The following is a 24,354-nucleotide window of genomic DNA, read 5'->3' as shown; positions in this document are numbered from 1 at the left end:
GGCCGAAGCCGGGCGCCGCGCGGCGAGGGCCGCCTGGTATAAGGCCGCCCCGTGGCGAGAGCTTTCGGGGAGGCCGGGTGGGGCCGAAACGCGTGGTGTGGAAGCGCTTCCGTCAGGATGGCCCGGAAGCGTCCGGGGTGCCCCGGGTCGGGCGGCCCGCATGCGTCTGCGCGCGGGCCGCTGAAGGCCGGAACGGGGCAGGGCGGGTACTCTAGATCTCCTTGAGCACGTAATTCTGCGTGCCCAGGCCGATTTCCTCGGCGTAGGAGAGCTGGAGGTCCCCCTGGGTGTGCTTCCACGTGCCCAGGAACTTGTGTCCGCCGGGGGCGAAGTTGGTTCCCAACTGGGAGCCGTGGAGGCCGTGCTGGCGATTGACCAGATCAAGGCAGGCTTTGTCAATGGCCACGGGGTCCCAGGAGGCCAGGATGCCGATATCCGGCACGATGGGCGCGTCCGACCAGGAGGCGCAGTCGCAGTCCGGGGTGATGTTCACCAGGAAGTTGAAATAGGCGGTCTTGCCCGGGCGGCTCTTCACGGCCCCGAGGGCGTACTCCACCATCTTCTCGGTGAAGGGGCCGAGCTCCGTGGCCCAGTCCATGCTGATGGCCTTGGTGCGGCACACGGTCATGCATTCGCCGCAGCCCACGCACATGGATTTGTCGATGGAGGCCTTCTGCACCGCGAACTTCACCGCGTTCTCCGGGCAGACTTTCAGGCATTCGGCGCAGCCCACGCACTTGCCCGCGTTGACCTGGAAGCGCGGCGAATGCTGCTCGCGCTTGCCCGCCGGGGGCGAGCAGCCCATGGCCAGGTTCTTGATGGCCCCGCCGAAACCGGCCATCTCGTGCCCCTTGAAGTGGGACACGGCGACGAGGGAGTCGGCGTCCAGAATGCCGGAGGCGATCTTGACCTTCTTGAAGTGCTTGAGGCCCACCTCCACCTCGCGCCAGTCGTTGCCGCGCAGGCCGTCGGCGATGAGCACCGGGGCTCCGGCGGTCTCGTAGTTGAAGCCGTGCATCACGGTGGTGCGCAGGTGGTCCACGGCGTTCTGGCGGGAGCCGGAGTAGAGCGTGGCCGTGTCCGTCAGGAACGGGTTGGCCCCGTGCTTGCGCAGGCGGTCCACCACGGCGCGCACCAGCACGGGGCTGATGAAGGTGTCGTTGCCCAGCTCGCCGAAGTGGACCTTCACGGCGGTCAGCGCGCCGTCCTCGGCCAGGGATTTGAACCCGGCCTTGTCGAAGAGCTTGGCGATGCGGGAGAGCTTGTTGTCCTTGGGGCCTCGGGCGCGCAGGCCCGCGAAGTAGACGGTGCTTTGCTTGGGAGTATTCATTGGGGCTGACCTCGGATAGGGAGTCGGATTGAGGCCCGATTGTGGCCCCGGGCGGGGCGCAGGTCAAGCGCGCGGGGGAAAAATCCCGCTCTGGAAAAGCGGGCGGAAGTGGTTCATAGCGGAGTGCGACGCCCGCGCCTGCGGACGTGGAGGACACGATGGATTTCGGGATGTGTGTGCGCCTCTCCCGCCGGGAGATGCGCGGCGGCATGAAGGGCGTCTGGACGTTTCTGGGCTGCCTGGCCCTGGGCGTGGCGGCCATCGCGGCCGTGGGTTCGCTTGCGTCCGCCTTCCGCAGCGCCGTGGAGGGCCAGGCCGCGCTCATCACGGGCGGCGACGTGGCCGTGAGCCAGAGCCATACCCCCCTGGCCCCGCGGGAGCTGGCCGTGCTCAAAGGTCTGGGGCGCGTCTCCGAGGTCATGGAGATGCGGGCCATGGCCGCCAGGCTCGACGGAGAGCCCAGGCGCACCCTGGCCTCGCTCAAAGCCGTGGACGACGCCTACCCCCTGCGCGGCGAGGTGCTGCTCTCCACGGGCGAGCCCCTGGGCGCGGCGCTTGCGCTGCGGGACGGGCTGTACGGCGTCGTGGTCCACCCCGACCTGCTGGCCCGCCTGGGCCTGAAGGTGGGTGACACGATGGGCATCGGGGACGCCGACTTCCAGGTGCGGGCCACACTCGTCCAGGAGCCGGACCGGGCCTTCAGGCTGCTGGCCTTCGGGCCGCGCGCCGTGATCTCCGCCAAGGCCATGGAGGCCACGGGGTTGCTGCTGCCCGGCAGCCTGGTGCGCTACGAGTACCGCCTGCTGCTGCCGCAAAGTCAGGATGCGGCCCAGGGCCCGGACGCCGCGGCCGCGCGCCTCAAGGCCGAACTCAAGGACCCCGGTGTGCGCATCCGCACCGCCAGCGAGGTCTCGCCCACGGTGGGCGACGGCTTCCGCAGGCTGGCCGGGCTCATGTCCCTGGTGGGGCTCTCCGCGCTGCTGCTGGGCGGGCTGGGCGTCTACGAGGCCGTGGCGGGCTATCTGGACTCCAAGACCGCGACCATCGCCACCTTCAAGGCCATCGGGGCCTCCGGGCGCACAGTGTTCTGGATCTTCTTCCCGCAGATCATGCTCCTGGCTTGCGCGGGCATTCTGGCGGGCGTTGCCATGGGCGCGCTGGCCGGGCTGGTGGCCGGGCCGCTGCTGGCCGACGTGCTGCCCGTGGCGCCGGTGTCGGGCCTGTACCCCAAGGCCCTGGGCCTGGCCGTGCTCTTCGGGCTGCTCACGGCCGTGGCTTGCAGCGTGCCGCCGCTTTCCTCCCGCACGCGGGTGGGGGCCATGAGCTTGTTCCGGGGCTATGCCGATCCACATCGCCCTCGCCCAGGACGCGCCGCATTGGCCGTCTCCGCCGCGTGCGGGCTGGCCCTGGCCCTGCTGGTGCTGGCAACATCGCCCAACCGGCTTCTGGGCTGGGGCTTCCTGGGTTCGGTGGCGGCCTGCGCCGTGGCCTTCCGGCTGCTGGCCTGGCTGATGTCTCTGGCCGCCCGGGCCGTGCCGCTGCCCGCCGACCCGCGCGCCGCCCTGGCCATCAGGGGGTTCTCCCGCCCGGGCAACCCCAGCGGGGCCGTGGTGGCCTGCCTTGGGCTCGGGCTCACGGTGCTGGCGGCGGTGAGCCTCTCCGACGCCAACTTCCAGCACGCCATGCGCGCCGAGCTGCCGGAGCAGGCCCCGTCGTTCTTCTTTCTGGACGTGCAGCCCTACCAGATAGACGAGTTCACATCCCTGGTCTCCTCAGTGCCGGGCGTGGAGCGCGTTGAGACGGCCCCCTCGCTGCGCGGGCGCATCGTGAGCGTCAAGGGCGTTCCCGTGGAGCAACTGGACGTGCCCGAGAACGTGGCCTGGGCCGTGCGCGGGGACCGCAGCCTGACCTGGGCCAGGGAGATGCCCCACGGCGCGAAGCTGGAGGCCGGGAAGTGGTGGCCCAAGGACTATTCCGGCCCGCCGCTGGTCTCCATGGACGCCGAGGTGGCCCAGGGCCTGGGGCTCAAGGTGGGGGACAGGCTCACCGTGTCGGTCTACGGGCGCGAGATCGAGCTGACCGTCTCCAGCCTGCGCCGCATCCGCTGGCTCTCCCTGGCGCTTAACCACGTGTTCGTGCTCTCGCCCGGCGTCATCGAGGATCAGCCCATGACCTATCTGGCCACGGCCTACGTCTCGCCCTCGGCCCAGGACGCCGCCGAGGAGGTCTACCGCAAGGTGGGGGCGCGCTTCGGCAACGTGAGCGTGCAGCGCGTGGACGAGGCCCTGGCGGATGTGGGCAACCTGGCCGAGCAGATCGCCGTGGCCGTGCGGGCCAGCGCGGTGGTCACGCTGCTGGCGGGGCTCCTGGTGCTGGCGCAGAGCCTGCGGGCCTCCATGGGGCGCAGGGTCTACGAGGCGGTGATCTACAAGGTCTGCGGGGCCACACGGGCGGACATCATGGCCGTGATGCTGGGCGAGTACGGGCTGGCCGGGCTGGCCGCCGGGCTGGCCGCGCTGATCCTGGGGGCCGGGCTTTCATGGTTCTTCGTCACGCAGACCATGCAGACCACTTGGGGATTTTTCGCCGCGCCCGTGGCCCTGACCCTGGGGCTGGGCATCGCGCTGACCCTGGGCATGGCCATGCGGGGGCTGTGGCGGATGCTCTCCAGCAAGGCCTGGCCGCATTTGCGCAACGAGTAGTGGAAAGGACGCAGGGAGGCTCCGCCTCCCCGCACCCCACCGGCAGGGGCATGATGCCCCTGCACCCCGCAACCGGCCTTGGGGCGCGTTCCTCCCTGCTGTCCTGCGAAACTTCTTCTGATTCGGCCAGCGCCGTCTAATGAGCGCGCCAACGAACAGACCCCGCTGAAGCGGGGTCTGTTCGTTGGCGATGGCAAGGTCAGTCTACTGTTCAGCCAGCCACTCCCGGAAGGTGCGCAGCTCGTCGTTCCAGCCCGTGGAGAGCCGAATCTCCAGGAACTGGCGGTAGAGGTCGTCCACGAACTCCAGGCACTGCTCCAGCAGCATCATTTTTTCCAGGAAGGGGGCGTCGGGGTCGTCGCCTTCCTCCAGGCGGGTTTCGATCTTGGGGGTCTTGAGCCCGGAGAGCGAGAAGTCGTCCGAACCCAGCAGCACGGTCCAGGTGGCCCCGTCGCGCTCCAGGCGCAGCAGGGCCTTGTCCACCAGCTTGCCGTTGCGCAGGCCCAGCTTGGCCTCGGTGAACTCGGCGTGCGGGCCGGTGACCACGGCCTTCTCCACGTTCTCGCCGGAGCCGCCGCGCACGGAGAGGCGCTGCTCCAGGTAGACGTTGAACTCGCGCCCGTCGGAGGAGCGGAAGAGCCAGCCGTTCTTCTCGGAGCGGAACCACAGCCAGGTCAAAAAGTCCTGCCCGAGCACGCCGTCCTGTATGGCGGCCTTGATGAGATCCATGGGGGTCCTCCTAGGGGGCCGCGAAGGGGCTGGGTTCGAGGTCGTCGAGCAGGGCGTGGCGGGACTGGTCCGCCAGGCGCCGGGCCAGGAAGTAGGGGGTCAGCGGCTCCAGGCTGAGGCCGAAGCTGACCATGAAGTGGTCCTCGAAGAGGGCGCGCACCTTGGAGTTGGTGGTGGCCAGCAGCACCGTGTTGGAGCGCAGGTTCCAGACCGCGTCGAACACCGCCGGGATGGGCAGGAAGCGGGCGCGCAGCTTGAGCATGACCTGGTCCTTGATTTCGGACTTGCGGTCCTTGGTGATGAAGGACTTGCCCGTCTCCTTCATGGCTTCCTTCTCGGCCTTGATCGCCAGCATGAAATGCTTCTTGAACACGGCGGGAGGCACCCTGCGGGTATCGAGCCGCAGGGAGAAGGCCATGTAGTGCGCCTTCTCGGGCGGGGCGGCGTGCCAGAAGTTGTCCAGCCAGTCCTCCAGGCAGACCCAGCCGAAGCTGCGCTCGTCGGCGGTGTTGTCGATGTCGCGGAAGCTGTATTTCGCCAGGCGCTCGGGAATTTCCGAGGCGATCTGGCCCGTCATGTCCCCGACCACGGCGTAGCGGGTGAAGCTGCCGCTTGCAGCGAGAATGCCCACGGGAACCTCCAGTGCGGATGTGTGTGCGTCCCGGCTGGCGGCTGCCGCCGGGTCGGCCCCAGAGCACCTACCCTCTTTTTCGGCGGCGCGCCACTGCCGGGTTGCCCGGCGGCGTGGATGGCCCGCTTTATGCTTACCATACCTCAAACGGAGGATATGAACATGTCACTATGGAAGGTCTCCACAGGCAACGGCAGGATCAGTTTCGGGTCCAAGTCGCGGGCGCTCGGCGGCTCCAGGGGCTGCAACGAACCCTTCAAGGGCTCCTTCTGGTGCCCGGGGCGCGGCTGGTTCGCCAAGGAGCCTTGCCCCTTCGTGAGCAAGGCGGAATGCGACAACTACAAACGCATGTGCGGCGCGATCTGATGGCTGGACAGACTGGCCAGGAAGCGTCCGAGGCGATGTGCACCGCGTCCGTGCTCCGTGGAAATGCCCGGCTGGCAAATCAGCCGGACATCCCCACGGGGTGCGGGCGCGGCTCTTTTTGTTCTTTTTCAAAATGGTCGAGCAGCTTGAGTAGCGAATGTGATACTTACAAATTTGTATCACCTTGTGTCGATGTTACAAAAATGCAGGCCCGATGCCGGGAGAACCGGCTGACGGCGGCGGGAGGCGCGCAAGCGCCTTTGAATTTCAGCGTCGATGGTCTATGCACTGGGGCGAGCCAACCGCAATCCACGGAGGAGCCATGCCCCGCGCCAAGCACAAGACCCTCGACACCGGCATCAAGACCCTCGGCCCGGCGGCCATCCCCTCTCCGCTGACCTATTGCCGTTTCGTGCCCGACGACATCAAGGTGCCGCTGCGCGTCTCCCCGGAGGACCTGGACGACCCCTCCCAGAACGCCGACGTGCTCTTCGAGCCCGCGGGGCCTCGCGCCAACATCTTTTTCGATTCCTCCAAGGTCAAGGCCGCCATCGTGACCTGCGGCGGGCTCTGCCCGGGCATCAACGACGTCATCCGCTCCATCGTCATGGAGGCCCACCACAACTACAACCTGGCCGCCACCCTGGGCATCCGCTACGGGCTGCAGGGCTTCATACCCAAATATGGTCACGAGATAGTGGAGCTGACCCCGGCCAACGTCTCCAACATCCACGAGTTCGGCGGCACCATGCTCGGCTCCTCGCGTGGGCCTCAGCCGCCGGAGGAGATCGTGGACGCCCTGGAGCGCTCCAACATCGGGGTGCTCTTCGTCATCGGCGGCGACGGCACGCTCAAGGCTGCGCGCGCCATCCATGAGGAGGTTGTGCGGCGCGGGGCAAGAATCGCCGTGATCGGCGTGCCCAAGACCATCGACAACGACATCAGCCTCGTCACCCAGTCCTTCGGGTTCGACACCGCCGTGGAGAAGGCCACCGAGGCCATCCGCTGCGCCCACACCGAGGCCCTGGGCGTGCTCGGCGGCGTGGGGCTGGTGAAGCTCATGGGGCGCGAGTCCGGCTTCATCGCGGCCCAGGCCACCCTGGCCCTCAAGGAGGTCAACTTCGTGCTCGTGCCCGAGGACCCCTTCCAGCTCCGGGGCGAGCACGGCCTGCTGCCCGCGCTGGAGAAGCGCCTCAAGGCCCGCAAGCACGCCGTGATCGTGGTGGCCGAGGGCGCGGGTCAGCACCTGCTGGAGCAGTCCGGCAGGACGGACGCCTCGGGCAACCCGGTGCTGGGCGACATCGCCACGCTGCTCTCCGGCGAGATCACGGATTACATGAAGGAGCGCGGCCAGCCCATGACGCTCAAGTACATCGACCCCAGCTACATCATCCGTTCCGTGCCGGCCAACGCCAACGACCGCGTCTATTGCGGCTTCCTGGGCCAGTTCGCGGTGCACGCGGCCATGGCGGGCAAGACGGGCATGGTGGTCAGCAAGGTCTACGGCCGCTACGTGCACCTGCCCCTGGAGCTTGTGACCAGGAAACGCAAGAAGCTGGACCTGGCTTCGGACTACTGGCGCGCCGTGCTGGAATCCACGGGCCAGTACGCCATCTCCCCCATGTGCAAGGACGGCGTGGGGCCTGCCTGCCTGGTGTAGGGGGAAAGGGGCGGGGTGCCTCGACCGGCTGCGAATCCCGCGTTTTGGCGGGGATTGTTCATGCTGGCGATCTGGCGTGGCCCGTGCGTTCAGACTGCCGGACCCACCACGGAAATCAAAGAATAAGCCCGGCTCCGGCGGTTCGACCGCCGGAGCCGGGCTTTGTCATCTGATGGGCGAGCCCGCTAGGCCGAGGCGTTGACGGCCACGCCGCGCTGCAGGTCGCGGGGTGCGTAGCCCGCAAGTTGCTTGGAGCGATGGCCCCTGCGGCGGCGGATGTGGTGATGGTGATGCCCGGCGGCCTGGGTCGCGGTGCTTGTGGTGGAGGCGTCGGCCCCGGAGGTGTCGGCTGCGGCGTCCGTGGCGGTGTCCGTCGAGGAGGCATCCGTGGCTGTGGCGTCAGTTGTCGCCGCGGTGTCGGCGGCGGCTTCCGTGGTGGTTCCGGCCTCCGCGTCGTCGGCGGTCCCGGCCGCTTCGGCCTCCTCTCCGGGTTCGGGGAGCAGGTCGGTCAGGGAGGTGTCGCCGGCGTTGGCGGCCAGGGCATCCTGCAACTCGGCCGTGGCCTTGGCCGTGGCCTGGCCCAGGGCGGCCTGCGCGCCGCTTACGGTCTTGACGCCGAACTCCTCGTTCTGGCCGTTCTGGAAATAGTCGTTGATGGTCTTGTTCAGCTCGCCGTTGAAGAAGGCGATGGCCTTGTCTCCGGCCTTGGTGCCGAAGGTGCGGTCGATGAACTCCAGGCCGTCCACCAGGCCTTCGCCCAGGCTCTCCTCGGTGACGTTCTGCCCGCCGGTCTTGGCGACCACCAGGCCCATGACCACGCGCGCGGCGTTGTCGCCGAAGTGATCCTGCACGTAGTTCACGGCGTGCTCCAGGGCCCGCTCCAGCTTGCCCTGGGGCTGGCTGTTGGAGGCCTGGGAGCCGCTGGCCGCGTTCTCGGCCGAGGCGGGCGTCTTGGCGGCGTCGGCAGGCGTGGAGTGCCCGGCGATAACGCTGGCGAAGGCGTCCACGGCCTCCTTGGAGAGGGGCTGGACGAACTGCGCGAAGGGGCCAGACTTGCCGAATATGGTGCTGGTGCCTGATATGTTCATGGCGGTGTCCTCACTGCCGTCATCGGCCGTAACCCGGATAACTTTAGGGGGCCGACGAACTTGGGGGTTGCCCGCAGGCCCCGGGCGCGGGTAGGTATCGCGGCCATGAACGGATGGACCGGAAAAATCCTGCGCGTGGACCTCACGCGCGGCACCACCAGCGTGGAGACCCCCGGCCCGGAGCTGCTGCGCCAGTGGATCGGCGGCAGGGGCCTGGCCGGGCACTACCTCGACCCGTTTATCCACCTGCCCTGGGACCACCCGGACATGCCCCTGTGCCTCTTCGCCGGGCCGCTCACCGGCACTGTGGCCCCTTCGGCCGGGCGGGCCTGCCTGGCGTCGCGCTCGCCCCTGACCGGCGGCTTCTTCGACGCGCAGGCGGGCGGACGCCTGGGTGCGCAGCTCAAGAAGGCCGGATTCGACGGCGTGGTGCTCACAGGCAGGGCGGACAAGCCCGTGGGGCTCAAGATCGTGGACGGCGGTTGCGCCCTTGAGGACGCTTCAGGTCTTACAGGACTGAACCGCTCCCGGCTGCTTACGGCCCTGCGCTGGGACGGCGCGGTTGCCGCCACAGGTCCTGCGGCCGAGCATGGGGCGCGCATGGCCTCGGTCTGGGTGGACGGCCGCCACGGCTTCCAGCGAGGTGGGCTGGGGCTCGGCTGGGCAGCAAAGAATCTCAAGTATGTCGCCGTGAAGGGCACGGGCAGGGTGGCGGTGGCCGACCCGGCCGGGCTCAAGGCCGCGCGCGAAGACATCCTGCGCCTGACCGCCGCCTCGCCCTATCTCTCGGGCGGGCACGGCCTCTCCCGCTTCGGCTCCTGCGCCTTGTACGACCTGATGGACGCCCGCTCCATGATGCCAACGCGCAACTTCCGGGCCTCGCGCTTCGCCCCCGCCCCCCAGTGCAACGCGGTGCAACTGGCGCGGCGCTTCGAGAGCGCCCCCCACGGCTGCCGGGGCTGCCACATCCGCTGCGGCAGGGTGGCCGCCGATGGCCGCACCCTGCCGGACCTGGACGCGCTCTCGCACTTCACGGCACTTCTGGACGTGGCGGATCTCGATTTCGCGGTCCAGGCCAACGCCCTGTGCCTGGAGCTGGGGCTGGACCCGGTGTCCACCGCCTCCACCCTGGCCTGCGAGGCCGAACTGAACGGCGCAGGGCCCGATCCCGCCCGTTTCTTGGCCGCCATCGGCGATCTGGGAAGCGGCGGACGGCCGGACCTGGCCCAGGGCGCGGCCGCCCTGGCGAGTTCGCTGGGCCATCCAGAATCGGCCATGACCGTGAAAGGGCTGGAGCTGCCCGCGCAGGACCCGCGCGGCGCGTACGGCCTGGCCCTGGCCAGCGCCGTGTCTCCGCGCGGCGGCTGCCACCTGGGGGCGCTGCCCATGAGCCACGAGGTGCTGCGCAAGCCCGTGGCCACGGACCGCTTCAGCTTCCTGGGCAAGGCCCGGATCATAGCCCTGGCCGAGAACGCCGGGGCCGTGGGCGACAGCCTGGTGATCTGCCGCAACCTTTTCTACGCCGCCTCGCTGGAGGAATACGGCCACGCCTTCGAGGCCGTCACCGGCCTGGGCGGCGCGGCGGAGCTGTTCGCCCGCGCGGGCGAGCGCATCCGCTACCGGGAGTGCCTGATGAACGCCCGCCTGGGCTTCAACGCGACGGACGACGACCTGCCGGAGCGGCTCTTCGTCGCGCCCGGGGCCGTGGGTACCGAACCGGGGGTGCGGCCCATCCCGCGCGAAGCCTTCCTGGAGGCCCGGGGGCGCTACTACGCGGTGCGCGGCCTGGACGCACAGGGGCTGCCCACGCTTGAGAAGGCCCGCGAGCTTGATCTGCTGGAGAGCTACCGCCGCTTCAAGCCGGAAGGCCCAGCCGGGGTCGCGGAAGGAGGGGAGGGCGGCCATGCTTGAGGAACTGGAGATCTACGCCCGCAAACTGGCCGCCGCCGGGCTCTGCGAGCCGGGCGCGCCCGTGCTTGGCTTTCTGGACGACAGGCTGGCCTTCAACCGCGAGACACCGGAGAACGCCGTGCTGGCCGGGGTGTTCGGGCGCATGGGCATCAACTCGCTGCTCTGGCTGCCGCTTGGCGAGCCCTACGCCACCATCGTGGACTTCCTGGCCGGGCGCAGCGGCGGGGCCATCCTGCCGCGCGACTGCGAGACGCGCACCTTCCTGCACGACCTGCCGGTGGTGGATTCCTTCGACGCGGCGACCCTGGCCGAGGCCCTGTCCCGGCGCAAAAGCGTGATCGTGCGGGGCAGGGGCGTGCTGGCCCACGGCGCGGTGAGCCCGGAACAGGCCTTCGTCAGCGCCAGTTCAGTGTGCTTCGCCTGCTTCGTGAAGTTCTTTTCCGACTATCTGGCCCTCAAGCGCGAGGGCCGCTCCGACCCGGCTTACGAGGCGGCCTTCCACACGGCCAAGAGCCTCCTGGCTCCGCCGCGCACCGTGGCCCCGGAGTTGGCCGAAGGCCCCTTCGAGACCAGGGAGCAGGCCCTGGCGGCCATGGACGCCGCGGGCAAGGCCACCGTGGGCCTGGGGCTGGTGGATTCCTTCTTCGGCAACATCTCCTGCAATCTGGACGGGGTGCTGCTCATCAGCCAGACCGGCTCCTCCCTGGACGAGCTGCCCGACTGCGTTGACCCCTGCCCCCTGGACGGCTCCTCCTGCGCGGGGCTCACGGCCTCCAGCGAGCTGACCGCGCACCAGGCCATCGTTGCCCTCACCGGTGCCGGGGTCATCCTGCACGGGCATCCGCGCTTCGCGGTGATCCTCTCCATGGATTGCGATGCGGCGGGCTGCCCTGATTCCGCGCGCTGCCATGTGGACTGCTCGCGCCCGCGCTTCCTGGGGGAGCGGGGCATCCTGGCGGAGATTCCCGTGGTGCCGGGCGAGGTGGGCACGGGGCCGCGCGGGCTGGTGAACACGCTGCCCCCGGCCATGCTCGGCAGGCGCGGGGCGGTGGTGCTGGGGCACGGGCTGTTCGCCACCGGGCGCACCGGCTTCCGGGAGGCCTTCGACACCCTGCTCACGGTGGAGAACGCCTGCCGCGAGGAGTATTTCCGGCGCGTGGAGAGCTTCGGCGGCTAGTAGCCAGTTGAAAAATCCTCGCTGGCTGCGTTGCTGCAAAAAAGTCAAACCCTCACGTATGGCCAATACGCTTCGGCCTTGACTTTTTTCCGCGCCTTGCCAGCGAGTTTTTTGAACAGGCTACAAGAATCGACTTTTCACCGGCTAGCTGTGCTGGGTCAGCTCTTGGGCTCCCGCTTGGCCCCCACGGCCCACTTCACCTGGCGGCACAGGCCCATGAGCATGTTGAACTCCGCGCGCTTGAGGCGGATGCGCTCCACGAAGGCCCGCACGGGCAGCATCCAGTAGTCCGGGTTGTCGTCCTTGATGAAGTCGATGGCGGTGAGGGCCTCGCGCAGGTTGGCGAACAGGGCCTCGCGTTCCTTGTGGGTGGCCGCGCGGGACTGCTGCGCCGGGGCGGGCTCCCCGGGCTCCCCGGACTCCGTGACGCTCTGGAGTGCTTCGGCCGGCACTGCGCGGGCCGTGGCCGCCTTCATGAACTCGTACAGGATGATGAGCACGGCCTGGGAGAGGTTCAGCGAGGAGGCCTCCTCCGAGGTGGGGATGCATACGAGCCTGTCGCAGACCTTGGTTTCGTCGTTGGTCAGGCCCTTGTCCTCCGGCCCGAAGAGGATGGCCACGCCGGAACCGGCGCGCACGGCCTCCATGCCCCGCGCGGCGGCTGTCTCCGGGGTGAGCAGGCCCTTGCGCCAGCCCCCGGTGCGGGCCGTGGTGCCGTAGACGGCCTGGAAGGGGGCCAGCGCCTGGGCCAGGTCGTCCACCACGGTCATGGTGTCGAGGATCTCCTGCCCCTTCTGGGTGGCCAGGGCGCGTGCGCGGCCTTCGTCCCACTCCTGCGGGCTGACCACGATCAGCCTCGAGCAGCCCATGTTGGCCATGGCCCGGGCCGTTGAGCCGATGTTGGCGGAAAATTTCGGTCTGAAAAGCACGACAGCCAGGTTGCTCAGCATGTTCGCCTCCGTGGCGGGGCCTGTAGCCCCGGACGGCTTGGCTTGCAAGACTGGCAATGATAACCGGGCGGCTTCCAAGGCAACAAAGGGAGGAAACATGGCCGTATCACCCGACAAGAACATCTACCTGGTGGGCCCGCGCGCCTGCGGCAAGACCACCGTGGGCCGCAGGCTGGCCCAGGCCCTCTCCCGCCCGTTCATGGACCTGGACGAGGAGTTCACCCAGACCACCGGCCGCACCATCGCGGACGTGGTGGAGACCGAAGGCTGGGATTCCTTCCGCGAGTTGGAGACCGCCGTTCTGGCCGCCGTGGCCGAGACCCCGGGCAACGTGGTTGCCACGGGCGGCGGCGCGGTGCTCAAGGCCCGCAATCGCGAACTGCTGGGCCAGGGCGTCACCGTTTACCTCCAGGCCGATCCGGAGAAGGTGGTGGCCAGGCTCATGGAGGAGCTGCTGCCCGAGCAGCGCCCCGCGCTCACCAACCTCTCGCTCGAGGACGAGGTCCGCAGGACCGTTCAGGAGCGCGAGCCCTACTACCTGGCCTGCGCCCACCTGGTGGCCCCGGACAGGCCTCTGGAAGAGCTGGTGGAGCGCCTGACCCAGGAACTGGAGAACTGGGCCGAATAGTCCGCAGTTTTCACAACAAGCCACCAAAAAGCCCCTAAAGCAAATCCCGTTCGTTCCGATACTCCTCGCAAGGGAGAGGAGATTGCGGTGCGGCTGTACCTGCCAAAGCAGGAGGCCGCGCCGCAATCCGCAGGACGATTGCGTCCCGCGCATCCAGACGAAGCGAGGTTTGCCATGTACGCTCACAGGACTTCCGACTCCCAGCCCCTGCTGCACTCCGCATTGGTCGTCACCGCCAGCGAAGGCCACGCCAGGGTCGACCGCTTGAGCCTCAAGAACGCCCGCATCCCCTTCTCGCGCGCCGTGCCCGGCGCCAGGTCCGCCCTGGAGCATCTGCGCAAGCACGGGGCCGACGTGATCTTCATAGACGACGTGCTTTGCGACGGCACCGGGTGGAACTTCATGCGCACCCTCAAGGCCGACCCGCGCTTCTCCTCCATACCCGTGGTCATGATCGGCCGCTCCGTGAGCCGCGAGCGCGTGCTGGAGGCCATCGGCCTGGGCTGTGTGGGCTACATGCTGCGCCCCTACACCCTGGACACCTTCTTCAAGCACCTGGGTCTGGCCCGCAAGGTCGGCGCGTGCCTGCGCTCCGAGCTTGGCAATGTGGCCGCATGTTCCGCGCTGATCGAGGAAGGCCAGGCCGAGGAGGCCGTGGAGGTTCTGGAGAAGGCCCTGGAGGCCCCGGACGAAGCCCGCCACCACTACGAGCGCGGCCTGCATCTCCTGGAGCGCGAGGAGTACAGCCAGGCCGTGGCGGCCTTCACCACGGCGGCGCGCCTCTCCGAGCTGATGTACGAGGCGCACCTGGGCCTGGCCCGCTGCTGGCAGGCCCTGGGCGACGAGGTGCGCTACCGCAAGGCCATGACCCGCGCGGCGGACATCTGCGCCCGCACCAAGCGCTTCGAGCACTACAAGAAGGAATTCGTGAGCATCCTGCAGAACGACCGCAGCGGCTTCAACCCGTTCCTGAGCCTGGGCATGCGCCTGGCCCGCGAGATGGACTGGGACGGAGCGGTCATGGCCCTGAGCAACGCCCTTCGCCTGGACCCTGACAGCGCCAAGGCGCACCTGGAGCTGGCCAAGGCCTACCATTTCAAGCGCGAACCCGCCCTGGCGGCCAAGGCCGTGACCCAGGCCCTGCGCCTGGACGCCCACGAGGAGGAAGCGCAGGACCTCTACCAGCGCTGGACCGGAAAGGCCTGGGGCGAGCGCGAGGTGGTCCGCGTCCTGGAGGACAAGCCCTCCGGCCCCATCATCCCCGACGCCATCCCCACCATGCTCAACGCCGTGCTCTACGTGGCCGGGGTGGTCACCGAAGGGCTGCACAAGATGCGCCGCAACTACGCCGCCTAGCAGCCTGCTGAAAAATTCCCGCTGGCTGCGTTGCCACGAAAAAGCCAAACCCTAGCGTATGAAAAATACGCGTCGGGCTTGGCTTTTTCGTGCGCCTTGCCAGCAGGCTTTTTGAGCAGGCTGCAAGAGTCGGCTTCTGTGCCGGGTTGCTGACAACCCTGAAGTCGCTTGCGGACTCTAAGGAGGGCCGGCGGAGGGGGAACCTTCCGCCGGTTTCTATTTGGGGAGGAGGCTAGGCTTTGGCGGCGGCTCCGTCCGGGTCGATGCGGCGGGTGACGATGATGAAGCTCACGGCCGCACCGGCCAGGATGACGGCGGCGTTCACCAGGGGGAAGTGTCCGTAGCCCAGCAGGTGCACGGCCTCGCTGCCGATCATGGGGCCGAGGAAGCTGCCCGTCTGCAGGGACATGGTCATCAGGTTGGAATTCACGGCCCGGTAGCGCTCGTCCGAGATGGTGAACATCAGCCCGTAGAGCGCGGGCGAGCTCAGGCCCATGCCCACGCCCAGCAGCAGGGCCGAGGCGCAGACCATGCCGAGCCCCTGCGCCCAGGTGAGCATCACGAACCCGGCGGCGGTGAGCGCGAAGCTCAGCCGGACCAGGCGCAGCTTGCGCACCCTGTCGAAGAGCCTGTTGGCCATCAGGCGCAGCACGATCATGCAGATCGTCTGCATGGTGAAGAAGAACCCCACCCCTTGGAACCCCTTGGATTCGAAGAAGCCCTTGGCCATGAAGAACATGGACGAGAACCCGATGATGTAGAGCGCGTTGATGCACAGCAGCAGGGCGATGCGCGGCCGCGCGGCGTTGGCGTACATGTCGCGCAGGCTCACGGTGGGCTCCGGGCGGGTGTCGGCCTTCTGCCGCCTGCCCACCACGAAGACCACGGCCATGGCGGGCACCAGGCACAGCGACATGATCGTGTAGCCGGTGGCCAGCGAGCCCAGGCGCGGGCCAAGGGCGTCGAAGACGCTGGGCACGATGGAGTAGGGCAGCAGGATGGCCACCGAGTAGAGCCCGAAGGCCTGCCCGCTGCGCTCCGCGGGAATCAGGGAGACCAGCAGGGTCATGGAGGCGGCCATTATCAGATAGATGCCCAGGCCGTTGGCCAGGCGCAGCCCCAGGATGCCGCCGGGGCTTTGCAGAAACAGGTAGCCCGAGCCGCAGGCCATGAGCGTGAGCGCCCCGGCGATGGCGCAGACGGCGGCCCGCCGCCTGGTCATGAAGGGGCTCAAGAGCAGGTAGCACACGATGGTGGCCAGCGAGGAGCTGCCGATCAGGAAGCCGCGCCAGCCCTCGGGGATGCCGATGTTGGTGAGGTGGACGTAGAGGCTGTAATAGACCGTGATGTTGCAGTAGGCCAGGAAGATGAGCACGCACAGCCCGATGAAGCCGAAGCTGAAGAGGGTCGCGGGGGGTCTGTCCTGGGCCTGGCCCTGAAGCTGGTCCTGGCCGGGGGCGTCTGGGGTGTTGGAAGAATTCATTGTCCGGTCCGGTAGGTGCGGTGATTGCGGGCCGCTACGCCCTGAGGCGGTGCAAGTCAACACGCAGCGGGGCGAAGGATTGCCGCCGCTCCCCATCCGGGCGCTTGCATTGATGCGGGTGCGGGGCTAGCCTGCATGGGCCGATTGGGGTGTTCCGGCCCGAGCGCCGGAACTGAGATCATACCCATTGAACCTGACGCAGTTCGGACTGCCGGAGGGAATCGGACCCGCAGGGCGGGCAAAGGCCCGGCGCACCCCCCGACCCACCCGGCGCTCCGCCAAGGAGCCCGCCATGTTAGATCGCCCCGCACTCCGCGCGGACATCGCCGCCATTCGTCAGCGCGCCCCGCTGGTGCTTTCCGTCACCAACAACGTGGTCACCAACGTCACGGCCAACGCCCTGCTGGCCCTTGGTGCCTCCCCGGCCATGAGCCACGCCGCGCCGGACGCGGCCGAGCTGGCCGGGTTCGCCTCCGCCGTGGTGCTGAACATGGGCACGCCCGCGCCCGCCTACGTGGAGAGCATGCTGGCGGCGGGCAAGGCCGCCAACGCCGCCGGGGTGCCCGTGGCCTTCGACCCGGTGGCCTGCGGGGCCACGAGCTTCAGGCGCGAGCTGGCCGCGAAGCTGCTGGGGGAAGTGAAGATGGCTGCCATTCGAGGCAACGCCTCGGAGATTCTCTTTCTGGCAGGGATCGAGGCCGCGTCCAAGGGCGTGGACAGCGTCCATGAGAGCGTCCAGGCCGTGGAGGCCGCGCAGACGGTGGCCCGCAGGCACGGCTGCGCCGTATGCGTGAGCGGGGCCGTGGACGTGGTGGCGGACGGGAAGCGCGTGCACCTGCTGGAAGGCGGACACCCCATGATGACCCTGGTCACGGGCATGGGCTGCACCGCCACGGCGCTGGTGGGGGCGTTCCTGGCCGTGAACGCCGACGCCTTCACGGCCACGCTGCACGCCATGGCCGTGATGGGGGAATGCGGGGCCAAGGCCGCCGCCGAGGCCAAGGGGCCTGGGTCGCTGCAGGTGGGGTTTCTGGATGGGTTGTACGGTCTCGAAAGGAGCTAGCGCCTCATGGGCGGCGGCCCTGACTGCTGCTGCCCTCCGCTCGGGGCGGGCGCGCTCTTCTTGCCGGAGCCCGGCAGCACGATCTGCGTGGCCACCAGTTGCCCGGCCGCAAGGCCGGAGACCACTTCCGTCTCGTTGAGCCCGGCCAGGCCCAGTTCGGGGTAGACCTTCTCCGCCTTGCCGTCCTCGACCAGGAAAACCGTCTGCTTGTTGTCCACCCATTTGAGCGCCGAGTTGGGTATCACCAGCACGCCGCTCTTCTTCTGCACCACGATCTGGCACTGGGTGGTCATCTCCGGGCGCAGGCGCGTGGCGTTGTCCGCGCTTACACGTACAAGCGCCTGATAGTAGACGATGTTGTCGCGTATCTCCGGCTGGGGGTAGATGGTGTCCACTGAGCCGGTGAACGTGGTGTCGGGGTAGGCGTCCACGCGGAACTCCACGGGCATGTCCGGCTTCACCTGGCCCACGTCGGTCTCGTCCACGTAGATCCACATCTCCAGGCGTGTGGGGTCCAGCACGGTGATGAGGTTGGCCACCTGCAGGCCCGCCACCACGGTCTCGCCCTGCTGGGTGCTGACCTGGCTGACCACGCCGTCGATGGGCGAGACGATTTGGGTGTAGCTGATGCGCGTGACGATGGTCTGCAGCCCGGCCTCGGCCTCCTCCACGCTCTTGTCGGCCTTGACCTTCTCCTTGGCGAACTCGGTCTTGTTCAGGTCCAGCGTGGCCTTGCGGGCGCGCACCGTGTTGGCGGTGACCAGTTCCTCGCGCACGGCCGCCTCCTGGGTGTCGCGCGCCACGAGGTTCTGGCGCAGGAGCTGGGTCTGGCGGGCGGAGTTGGCCTTGGCGTAGTCCCACTGGGCCTCGGCCAGCTTGAGCTGGGCGTCGGCCTCGGCGATGCGCCGGGGGTACACGTCATCCACGCGCAGCTTCTCGGCCCGGGCGCGCTCCAGCTTGGCCAGGGCTTCCTCGCGCTGGGCCTGGAGCTCGCGGTCGTCGATGACGGCGATGGTCTGACCGGCCTTCACCGCGTCGCCCACGCGCACGTGCATCTCCTTGATGGTGCCGGTGGCGCGCGCGCCGATGCGCACGATGGCACCGACCTGGGCCTTCACGATGCCCGTGGCCTGGAGCACCTTGCGCACGTCGCCCTGGCGCACCTCGGCCGTGGCCAGCACCTTGGCCTCGCGGTCCTGCATGCCGGGCCGCCAGACCGCCAGGGCCACGGCGGCCAGCAGCGCCGCCAGGGCCAGCCATTTCCAATACCTGCGCAGCACGGTCAGCTCATTTCCTTGATCCAGCCCGCCAGGGGCCCCTCGATGAGCGCCCTGATCTCGGTCAGTCGCTCAGGGCTCTCGGCCTCGAAGCGCAGCACCAGCACGGGCTGGGTGTTGGATGCCCGGATCAGGCCCCATCCGTCGGGGAAGACCACGCGCGCGCCGTCCACGTCGATGATGTCGTAGCGGGCGCGGAAATGCTCCTGCGCGCGGCGCACCACGTCGAACTTGATGGCGTCGGGGCAGTCGAAGCGGATCTCGGGGGTGTTGTAGGTCTTGGGCCAGTCGGCCAGCAGGGTGCCCGCAGTGGCCTCGGGGTGGCGGTCCAGCACCTCGAGGAAGCGCATGGCCGCGTAGGTGGCGTCGTCGAAGCCGTAGTAGCGGTCCGCGAAGAACATGTGCCCGCTCATCTCGCCCGCCAGCTTGGCCCCGGTGGCCTGCATGCGCGCCTTGATGAGCGAGTGGCCCGTGGCCCCCATGACCGGGTCGCCGCCGTGGGCCGCGATGTCCTTGTAGGTCAGGTGCGAGCACTTGACCTCGCCGATTATGGTGGCGCCGGGGAAGTCCTTGAGGGTCTCGCGGGCGTAGATGGCCAGCAGCTGGTCCCCGAAGAGCAGGCGGCCCGCCTCGTCCACAACGCCCAGCCGGTCGCCGTCGCCGTCCAGCCCGATGCCGCAGGCCGCGCCCTCGGCCGGCACGCGGGCGATGAGGTCGGTCATGTACTTCTCCACCACGGGGTCGGGGTGGTGGTTGGGGAAGTTGCCGTCGGGCTCGCAGTAGAGCTCCACCACCTCCGCGCCGATGCCGCGCAGCACGGCGGCCGTGGCCGGTCCGCCCGCGCCGTTGCCGCCGTCCAGCACCACCTTGATGGGGCGCGAGAGCGTGACCTGGCTGGTGAGCTCCTCGATGTAGGCGGGCAGAACGTCGTGGGTGGAGATGAGCCCCGTTCCCGTGGGGAAGTCGCCCCCGGCCATGAGGGAGTAGAGTGCCTGGATCTCGTCGCCGTAGATGGTGGATGGCCCGGCGATGACCTTGAAGCCGTTGAACTCCGGCGGGTTGTGGCTGGCCGTGACCATCACACCCGCATTGACGCCCAGGTGCTTGGCCGCGAAATAGCACACCGGCGTGGAGACCATGCCCACCAGGATCACGTCCACTCCGGTGGAGGCCAGGCCCTGTGCCAGGCGCTGCTGATATCCGGGCGAACTCAGGCGGGCGTCGTGGCCCACCACGGCGCGCCGGTAGCCGTTTTTGAGGAAGTACGCGCCGCAGGCGCGGCCAAAAACCTCCACCCAATCGGGGTCAAAGTCCTTGTCGACGATTCCCCGTATGTCGTATGCTCTGAATATGTCTGGAACGATGGGCTTCATGTCTGGTTCCGGCCTGCACCTTCAGGGAGTTTTCAGATGAACTGGGATTGGGAAAAACTTCAGGACAAACGGCAACGCCAGTTCGGCTCGGGGCCTGATTTCAAGGGTTTGGGCGACGAGTTCAAGCGTCTGGGCGATTTCAACTTCAACGTCCCAGGCGGGCCCAAGGTGATCTTCATCATTCTGGCCCTGCTGTGGCTTGCCTCGGGCATCTACATCGTGGAGCCCGGCGAAGTGGGCGTTGTGAAGCGTTTCGGCGCCTACGACCGCACCACCGGTCCGGGGCCTCACTACCACATCCCCTTCCCGGTGGAAAGCGTGCTGACGCCTAAGGTGGCGGAAGTCCAGAAGGTGGAGGTGGGCTATGCCACCACGGGCATGAAGCAGGAGGGCGGCTTCCAGTACCGCTCCGTGCCCGAGGAAGCCCTCATGCTCACCGGCGACGACAACATCGTGGACGTGCAGTTCATCGTCCAGTTCCAGATCGGCGACCCGGTGGAGTGGCTCTTCCGCATCCAGCGGCCCGTGCCCACGGTGAAGGCCGCGGCCGAGGCCGCCATGCGCGAGGTCATCGGCAACAAGACCATCGACTCCGTGCTCACCACCGGCAAGCTGGAGATACAGAACACCACCAAGGAGCTGCTGCAGTCCATCCTGGACCGCTACAACTCCGGCGTGACCATCGTGGCCGTGCAGCTCCAGGACGTGCACGCCCCCAAGGACGTGATGGAGGCCTTCAAGGACGTGGCCAGCGCCATGGAGGACAAGGACCGTTACATCAACGAGGCCGAGTCCTACGCCAACGACATCCTGCCCAAGGCGCGCGGCCAGGCCGCGGCCCTGCTCAACGACGCCCAGGGCTACCGAGAGTCCGTGGTGCGCAAGGCCCAGGGCGAGGCGTCCCGCTTCCTGGCCATGCTCGCCGAGTACAACAAAGCCAAGGACATCACGCACGATCGCCTCTTCATCGAGGCCATGGAGGAGATCTTCTCCAATCCGGAGCTTGAAAAGGTCATCATCAGCGATGATGCGCTCAAACAGGTCGTTCCGTATCTCCCGCTGGACCGTCAGGGCCGCGTCAAGTCCGGCGACAAGGGAGGGAAGTAGCCATGAGGCGCACAGCAATCATCGCCATCGCCGTGTTCGTTTCGGTCATCCTGGGCATGCAATGCGTGTTCACCGTGGACGAGACCCAGCAGGCCATCGTGCTCCAGCTGGGCAAGCCCGTCTCCGGCTCCCTGGGGCCGGGCCTGCACTTCAAGCTGCCCTTCATCCAGAACGTGGTGCTCATCGATTCCCGCGTCATCAGCTACGAGGCCAACCCCGCCGAGGTGCTCACCAAGGAGAAGAAGACCCTCGTGGTGGACAACTACGCCAAGTGGCGCATCGTGGACCCGCTGCAGTTCTACCAGACCCTGCGCACGGTGGAGCGGGCCAAGTCCCGCCTGGACGACCTGATCTACGCCGAAGTCCGCGTGGCCATCGGCAGCTACACCATGAAGGAGGTTGTCTCCTCCCGCAGGGCCGAAATCATGGCGGTGGTCACCAGCAACGTCAACGACACGGTCAAACCCTACGGCCTGCAGATCATGGACGTGCGCGTCAAACGCACGGACCTGCCGCCCCAGAACGAGAAGGCCATCTTCGGGCGCATGCGCTCCGAGCGCGAGCGCCAAGCCAAGCTCTACCGCTCCGAAGGCCTGGAGGAGTCCGCCAAGATCAAATCCGCCGCAGACAAGGAGCGCACCATCCTGCTGGCGGACGCCAACAAGGCCTCCGAGACCCTGCGCGGCCAGGGCGACGCCGACGCCACGCGCGTCTACAGCGAGGCCCTTGGGCAGTCCCCCGAGTTCTACGGGTTCATGCGCAGTCTGGAGGCCTACCGAAAGTCGCTGCAGAGCAACAGCCGGGTGGTGCTCACGCCCGGATCGGGATTCCTCAAGTATCTCAAATAGACAAGTCGGGGGCTGCGAAGCCCCCGCTTTTTTTCATGAAAACGTAACCCGGGCGGGGCATGTCGTTCTTGCCTTCGCTGCTGGCCGGGTGTATCCGATCCATGTCCTTCCGCATTGGGCCGTCCGCCGGATTCCGGCGAGGCCGGCCGGGACCCACAAGGAGTGCCTCCGGGTGTTCAATCTTCGTCTCATCCTGCTGCTTGGGCTGTTTCTGGCTTTGCTCGTCAAGGGCGGCCAGCTTTGTTCGGCCGAAGGGGTCCAGGCCATGACACGGCTTGTGGACCTGAACCGGGTGGAGCCCGTGGAGCCGTTGCCCCTGAGCAGCCCCGAGGACGACTTCAAGGGCATCAGCCCCAGGCCGGACCTCATCAACGACCGGGCCGCCCCCTCAAAGAAGGTGGTGAAGAGCCTGCAGGGGCTGAACAACCGCAAGCAGGCCCAGGCCAAGACGGCCTCCAAGGATTCCGGCAAGGATCAGACCCGCGACTCCGGCAAGGATCAGGGCAAAAAAGCCCAGAAAAAGGGCTGAGGCGCCCCGCCCTCGCCGCTTTCCCCCTCCTCACGGCTGCGCCCGCTCCCGGGCCACTTGACATTGCCCCAGAAAAGACCGATTTCATTCTGCTTACGCCACTTCCGGCGCCATTTCCGCTTTGGGGGATCCTCATGGGACTTGAGCTGATCAAGCCGAACATCAATTTCAATTTTCTCGGTTACCGCCGCTACGCCTACGTTATTTCCCTGCTGCTGGTGCTTGCGGGCGTCGTTTCGCTCGTGGCCAGGGGCGGGCCGAAGTACGGCGTCGACTTCGCGGGCGGCATGACCGTGCAGCTCAAGTTCGCCAAGGCCGTCACCGCCGCCGACATCCAGAAGCCTCTGGACGCCGCCGGACTGCCCCACCTGACCGTGCAGCGCCTCGGCCAGGAGAAGGACAACTCCTTCCTCATCAGCGCCGCGGAGAAGGGCGAACCCCTCGAGGAAGTGCGCTCCAAGGTGGACAAGGCCCTCAAGGCCGAGCTGGGCGACGGCGCCTTCGAGGTGCAGCGCGTGGAGGTCGTCGGCCCCAAGGTCGGCGAGGATCTGCGCGCCGGCGCGCTCAACGCCATCTTCTACGCGGTGGTCATCATCGCGGTGTACATCTCCGGCCGGTTCGAGCAGCGCTGGATGGCCGCCGGGCTCATGGGCGCCGGCCTGACTTCGGCCATGTGGGCCCTGCGCCATTTCGGCCTCTCCACCGGCTACCTCATCATCGCGGCCATCCTCGTGACCCTGGTGCTGTGCTGGGCGCTCAAGCTCAAGTACGCCCTGGGCGCCCTGGTGGCGGACGTGCACGACGTGTTCATCACCATCGGCATCTTCTCCATCCTGGGCATCGAGTTCGACCTGACCATCGTGGCGGCCCTGCTGACCATCCTGGGCTACTCCCTCAACGACACCATCATCGTCTACGACCGCATCCGCGAGCGCCTGGGCCAGGCCAAGGGCGAGCCGTTCGAGAAGGTCATCAACGACGCCGTGAACCAGACCCTCTCGCGCACCATGCTCACCTCGCTGATCACGCTCTTCACCGTGACCGCGCTGTACATGTTCGGCGGCTCCGTGCTCAAGGACTTCGCCCTGGCCATGATCATCGGCATCGTCACCGGCACCTACTCCTCGGTGTTCGTCGCCTCGCCCATCCTGGTGGACCTGGGCTCCGGCCTGGACACCTTCCAGCAGGACGAGCAGGGCGCGGCTGAAGGCGGCAAGGCGTGAGCTCGATCCCCGAGGCGAACGGTCCGGGCCATGAAATGAGCCTGCTGGACCACCTGGAGGAGCTGCGCACCCGGCTCATCAGGATCATATTCGCGGCGGTCATCGGCTTCGCCGCGTGCTTCGCCTTTGCCGAACGCATTCTCGAGGTGCTGCTGCATCCGCTCAAGTCGGTGCTGCCCCCCAAGAGCGAGCTCATCACCACCAGCCTCACCGAGGGTTTCTTCATCTCCATGAAGGCATCCTTCGTGGCGGGCCTGTTCCTCGTCAGCCCCTACATCTTCTACCAGATCTGGAGCTTCATCGCCCCCGGCCTCTACGAGGAGGAGCGCAAGCTGGCCATCCCCGTGGCCTTCTTCACCGCGCTGTGCTTCGTATCCGGGGCCTGCTTCGGCTACTTCATCGTCTTCCCGTTCGGGTTCCAGTTCCTGGCGCAGTACGCCTCGGAAGTGGTCACCCTGATGCCCAGGCTCTCCGAGTACTATTCCTTCAGCCTGGGGTTGCTGCTGGCATTCGGCATCATCTTCGAGATGCCGGTGTTCATCTTCTTCCTGGCGCGCTTCGGCGTGGTGGACCACAAGTGGTTGCGCGCCAAGCGCCGCTGGGCCATCGTCGTTTTCTTCGTGGTGGCCGCGGTGCTGACCCCCACCCCGGACGTGGTGAACCAGATCCTCATGGCCGCGCCCATGGTCATCCTTTACGAGGTGGGCATCTGGGTGGCCTACTTCTTCGGCAAGCGCCCAACGCCCCCGGCAGAGGAGCAGCCCGAGGAACAACCCGCCGTGGAGCAGGGCGCCGAGGTGCCCGCCGTGGAGGCCGCGCCCGAACAGGCGCCGGAGGCCGCGCCGGAAATCGCCCCCGCGCCTGAATCTCCCGACGCGGCGGCCGCCGAAGCCGACGCAGTCCGCGAGGTGGCCCAGGCCGAC

General features: G+C 67.8%; 20 protein-coding genes, 1 pseudogene and 1 riboswitch. Of the genes and pseudogenes, 13 read left to right on the top strand and 8 right to left on the bottom strand.

Translation table 11 applies throughout. From position 1 onward, the window contains the following. Window positions 1–211: 211 nt before the first annotated feature. Window positions 212–1,330, bottom strand: a complete 1,119-nt coding sequence (locus tag MLE27_RS02245) for a DUF362 domain-containing protein (protein WP_243310254.1) — start codon at window positions 1,328–1,330, stop codon at window positions 212–214. A gap of 158 nt (window positions 1,331–1,488) precedes the next feature. On the opposite strand from MLE27_RS02245, the gene MLE27_RS02240 reads away from it, so the two are divergent. Next, a complete protein-coding gene (locus MLE27_RS02240) occupies window positions 1,489–4,032 on the top strand; it encodes an ABC transporter permease (RefSeq protein ID WP_243310253.1) in 2,544 nt (847 codons plus the stop codon). Window positions 4,033–4,236: 204 nt separating this feature from the next. Here MLE27_RS02240 and MLE27_RS02235 read toward each other — a convergent pair whose 3' ends face one another. Together MLE27_RS02235 and MLE27_RS02230 are read right to left on the bottom strand one after the other, a co-directional pair. Then, on the bottom strand, window positions 4,237–4,761 hold the full coding sequence (locus MLE27_RS02235; RefSeq protein WP_243310252.1) for a hypothetical protein: 525 nt from the start codon (window positions 4,759–4,761) through the stop codon (window positions 4,237–4,239). A 10-nt stretch (window positions 4,762–4,771) separates the two neighbouring features. After that, on the bottom strand, window positions 4,772–5,392 hold the full coding sequence (locus MLE27_RS02230; RefSeq protein ID WP_243310251.1) for a recombination-associated protein RdgC: 621 nt from the start codon (window positions 5,390–5,392) through the stop codon (window positions 4,772–4,774). A 162-nt stretch (window positions 5,393–5,554) separates the two neighbouring features. Here MLE27_RS02230 and MLE27_RS02225 point away from each other — a divergent pair, with 162 nt between their 5' ends. Together MLE27_RS02225 and MLE27_RS02220 are read left to right on the top strand one after the other, a co-directional pair. Beyond that, window positions 5,555–5,758: a hypothetical protein gene (locus tag MLE27_RS02225; RefSeq protein WP_243310250.1), complete on the top strand. Its 204-nt coding sequence runs from the start codon at window positions 5,555–5,557 to the stop codon at window positions 5,756–5,758. Between the two features lie 322 nt (window positions 5,759–6,080). After that, window positions 6,081–7,418, top strand: a complete 1,338-nt coding sequence (locus MLE27_RS02220; protein WP_243310249.1) for an ATP-dependent 6-phosphofructokinase — start codon at window positions 6,081–6,083, stop codon at window positions 7,416–7,418. Window positions 7,419–7,603: 185 nt separating this feature from the next. Here MLE27_RS02220 and MLE27_RS02215 read toward each other — a convergent pair whose 3' ends face one another. Continuing rightward, window positions 7,604–8,506: a hypothetical protein gene (locus tag MLE27_RS02215; protein ID WP_243310248.1), complete on the bottom strand. Its 903-nt coding sequence runs from the start codon at window positions 8,504–8,506 to the stop codon at window positions 7,604–7,606. Between the two features lie 105 nt (window positions 8,507–8,611). Between MLE27_RS02215 and MLE27_RS02210 the strand changes: the two genes are divergently transcribed. Further along, a complete protein-coding gene (locus MLE27_RS02210; protein ID WP_243310247.1) occupies window positions 8,612–10,417 on the top strand; it encodes an aldehyde ferredoxin oxidoreductase family protein in 1,806 nt (601 codons plus the stop codon). Next, window positions 10,410–11,594, top strand: a complete 1,185-nt coding sequence (locus MLE27_RS02205; protein ID WP_243310246.1) for a class II aldolase/adducin family protein — start codon at window positions 10,410–10,412, stop codon at window positions 11,592–11,594. Before MLE27_RS02210 ends, MLE27_RS02205 begins: the two co-directional genes overlap by 8 nt. Window positions 11,595–11,752: 158 nt before the next feature. Here the strand turns inward: MLE27_RS02205 and MLE27_RS02200 are convergent, their stop codons facing one another. Continuing rightward, window positions 11,753–12,544, bottom strand: a complete 792-nt coding sequence (locus MLE27_RS02200) for an RNA methyltransferase (protein ID WP_243310245.1) — start codon at window positions 12,542–12,544, stop codon at window positions 11,753–11,755. Between the two features lie 97 nt (window positions 12,545–12,641). Here MLE27_RS02200 and aroL point away from each other — a divergent pair, with 97 nt between their 5' ends. Beyond that, complete coding sequence (gene aroL / locus MLE27_RS02195; protein WP_243310244.1) at window positions 12,642–13,172, top strand: shikimate kinase AroL; 531 nt, start codon at window positions 12,642–12,644, stop codon at window positions 13,170–13,172. A gap of 174 nt (window positions 13,173–13,346) precedes the next feature. After that, window positions 13,347–14,528 carry a response regulator gene (locus tag MLE27_RS02190; protein WP_243310243.1) on the top strand — a complete coding sequence of 394 codons (1,182 nt, stop codon included), beginning with the start codon at window positions 13,347–13,349 and terminating at the stop codon, window positions 14,526–14,528. Between the two features lie 232 nt (window positions 14,529–14,760). Here the strand turns inward: MLE27_RS02190 and MLE27_RS02185 are convergent, their stop codons facing one another. Then, entirely contained in the window at window positions 14,761–16,011 is a 1,251-nt protein-coding gene (locus tag MLE27_RS02185; protein WP_243310242.1) for an MFS transporter, read from the bottom strand. A 135-nt stretch (window positions 16,012–16,146) separates the two neighbouring features. Further along, window positions 16,147–16,248, top strand: a riboswitch (TPP riboswitch). A gap of 55 nt (window positions 16,249–16,303) precedes the next feature. Between MLE27_RS02185 and thiM the strand changes: the two genes are divergently transcribed. Then, window positions 16,304–17,074, top strand: a complete 771-nt coding sequence (thiM, locus tag MLE27_RS02180; RefSeq protein ID WP_243310241.1) for a hydroxyethylthiazole kinase — start codon at window positions 16,304–16,306, stop codon at window positions 17,072–17,074. On the opposite strand, the gene MLE27_RS02175 is transcribed toward thiM, so the two are convergent. Next, window positions 17,071–18,354 (bottom strand): efflux RND transporter periplasmic adaptor subunit, encoded by a 1,284-nt coding sequence (locus tag MLE27_RS02175; protein WP_243310240.1) that lies wholly within the window; start codon window positions 18,352–18,354, stop codon window positions 17,071–17,073. The genes thiM and MLE27_RS02175 overlap by 4 nt on opposite strands. 2 nt (window positions 18,355–18,356) lie before the next feature. Next, on the bottom strand, window positions 18,357–19,724 hold the full coding sequence (locus MLE27_RS02170; RefSeq protein ID WP_243310239.1) for a phosphomannomutase/phosphoglucomutase: 1,368 nt from the start codon (window positions 19,722–19,724) through the stop codon (window positions 18,357–18,359). A gap of 36 nt (window positions 19,725–19,760) precedes the next feature. Between MLE27_RS02170 and hflK the strand changes: the two genes are divergently transcribed. The 5 genes and pseudogenes from hflK to tatC all read left to right on the top strand — a co-directional run. After that, window positions 19,761–20,831 carry an FtsH protease activity modulator HflK gene (gene hflK, locus MLE27_RS02165; protein WP_243310238.1) on the top strand — a complete coding sequence of 357 codons (1,071 nt, stop codon included), beginning with the start codon at window positions 19,761–19,763 and terminating at the stop codon, window positions 20,829–20,831. Window positions 20,832–20,833: 2 nt separating this feature from the next. Next, window positions 20,834–21,679 (top strand): protease modulator HflC, encoded by an 846-nt coding sequence (hflC, locus tag MLE27_RS02160; protein ID WP_243310237.1) that lies wholly within the window; start codon window positions 20,834–20,836, stop codon window positions 21,677–21,679. A 172-nt stretch (window positions 21,680–21,851) separates the two neighbouring features. Beyond that, window positions 21,852–22,208, top strand: a complete 357-nt coding sequence (locus tag MLE27_RS02155) for a hypothetical protein (protein ID WP_243310236.1) — start codon at window positions 21,852–21,854, stop codon at window positions 22,206–22,208. Between the two features lie 134 nt (window positions 22,209–22,342). Continuing rightward, a complete protein-coding gene (secF, locus tag MLE27_RS02150; protein WP_243310235.1) occupies window positions 22,343–23,431 on the top strand; it encodes a protein translocase subunit SecF in 1,089 nt (362 codons plus the stop codon). A 35-nt stretch (window positions 23,432–23,466) separates the two neighbouring features. Then, window positions 23,467–24,222, top strand: a pseudogene (gene tatC / locus MLE27_RS02145) (twin-arginine translocase subunit TatC); the annotation flags it as partial. Window positions 24,223–24,354: the final 132 nt, after the last annotated feature.

This window comes from Fundidesulfovibrio agrisoli, from assembly GCF_022808715.1.
Lineage (GTDB): Bacteria > Desulfobacterota > Desulfovibrionia > Desulfovibrionales > Desulfovibrionaceae > Fundidesulfovibrio > Fundidesulfovibrio agrisoli.
The sequence above is the reverse complement of the archived record's forward strand: the minus strand, read 5'-3'. Positions and strand labels throughout refer to the sequence as shown.

Coding starts and splice junctions, on each gene's coding strand:
- MLE27_RS02205 (WP_243310246.1), top strand. CDS start 10,410: ATGCTTGAGGAACTGGAGATCTACGCCCGCAAACTGGCCGCCGCCGGG.
- MLE27_RS02220 (WP_243310249.1), top strand. CDS start 6,081: ATGCCCCGCGCCAAGCACAAGACCCTCGACACCGGCATCAAGACCCTC.
- hflK (WP_243310238.1), top strand. CDS start 19,761: ATGAACTGGGATTGGGAAAAACTTCAGGACAAACGGCAACGCCAGTTC.
- hflC (WP_243310237.1), top strand. CDS start 20,834: ATGAGGCGCACAGCAATCATCGCCATCGCCGTGTTCGTTTCGGTCATC.
- MLE27_RS02215 (WP_243310248.1), bottom strand. CDS start 8,506: ATGAACATATCAGGCACCAGCACCATATTCGGCAAGTCTGGCCCCTTC.
- MLE27_RS02225 (WP_243310250.1), top strand. CDS start 5,555: ATGTCACTATGGAAGGTCTCCACAGGCAACGGCAGGATCAGTTTCGGG.
- MLE27_RS02200 (WP_243310245.1), bottom strand. CDS start 12,544: ATGCTGAGCAACCTGGCTGTCGTGCTTTTCAGACCGAAATTTTCCGCC.
- aroL (WP_243310244.1), top strand. CDS start 12,642: ATGGCCGTATCACCCGACAAGAACATCTACCTGGTGGGCCCGCGCGCC.
- MLE27_RS02240 (WP_243310253.1), top strand. CDS start 1,489: ATGGATTTCGGGATGTGTGTGCGCCTCTCCCGCCGGGAGATGCGCGGC.
- MLE27_RS02210 (WP_243310247.1), top strand. CDS start 8,612: ATGAACGGATGGACCGGAAAAATCCTGCGCGTGGACCTCACGCGCGGC.
- MLE27_RS02245 (WP_243310254.1), bottom strand. CDS start 1,330: ATGAATACTCCCAAGCAAAGCACCGTCTACTTCGCGGGCCTGCGCGCC.
- MLE27_RS02185 (WP_243310242.1), bottom strand. CDS start 16,011: ATGAATTCTTCCAACACCCCAGACGCCCCCGGCCAGGACCAGCTTCAG.
- MLE27_RS02170 (WP_243310239.1), bottom strand. CDS start 19,724: ATGAAGCCCATCGTTCCAGACATATTCAGAGCATACGACATACGGGGA.
- MLE27_RS02235 (WP_243310252.1), bottom strand. CDS start 4,761: ATGGATCTCATCAAGGCCGCCATACAGGACGGCGTGCTCGGGCAGGAC.
- secF (WP_243310235.1), top strand. CDS start 22,343: ATGGGACTTGAGCTGATCAAGCCGAACATCAATTTCAATTTTCTCGGT.
- thiM (WP_243310241.1), top strand. CDS start 16,304: ATGTTAGATCGCCCCGCACTCCGCGCGGACATCGCCGCCATTCGTCAG.
- MLE27_RS02190 (WP_243310243.1), top strand. CDS start 13,347: ATGTACGCTCACAGGACTTCCGACTCCCAGCCCCTGCTGCACTCCGCA.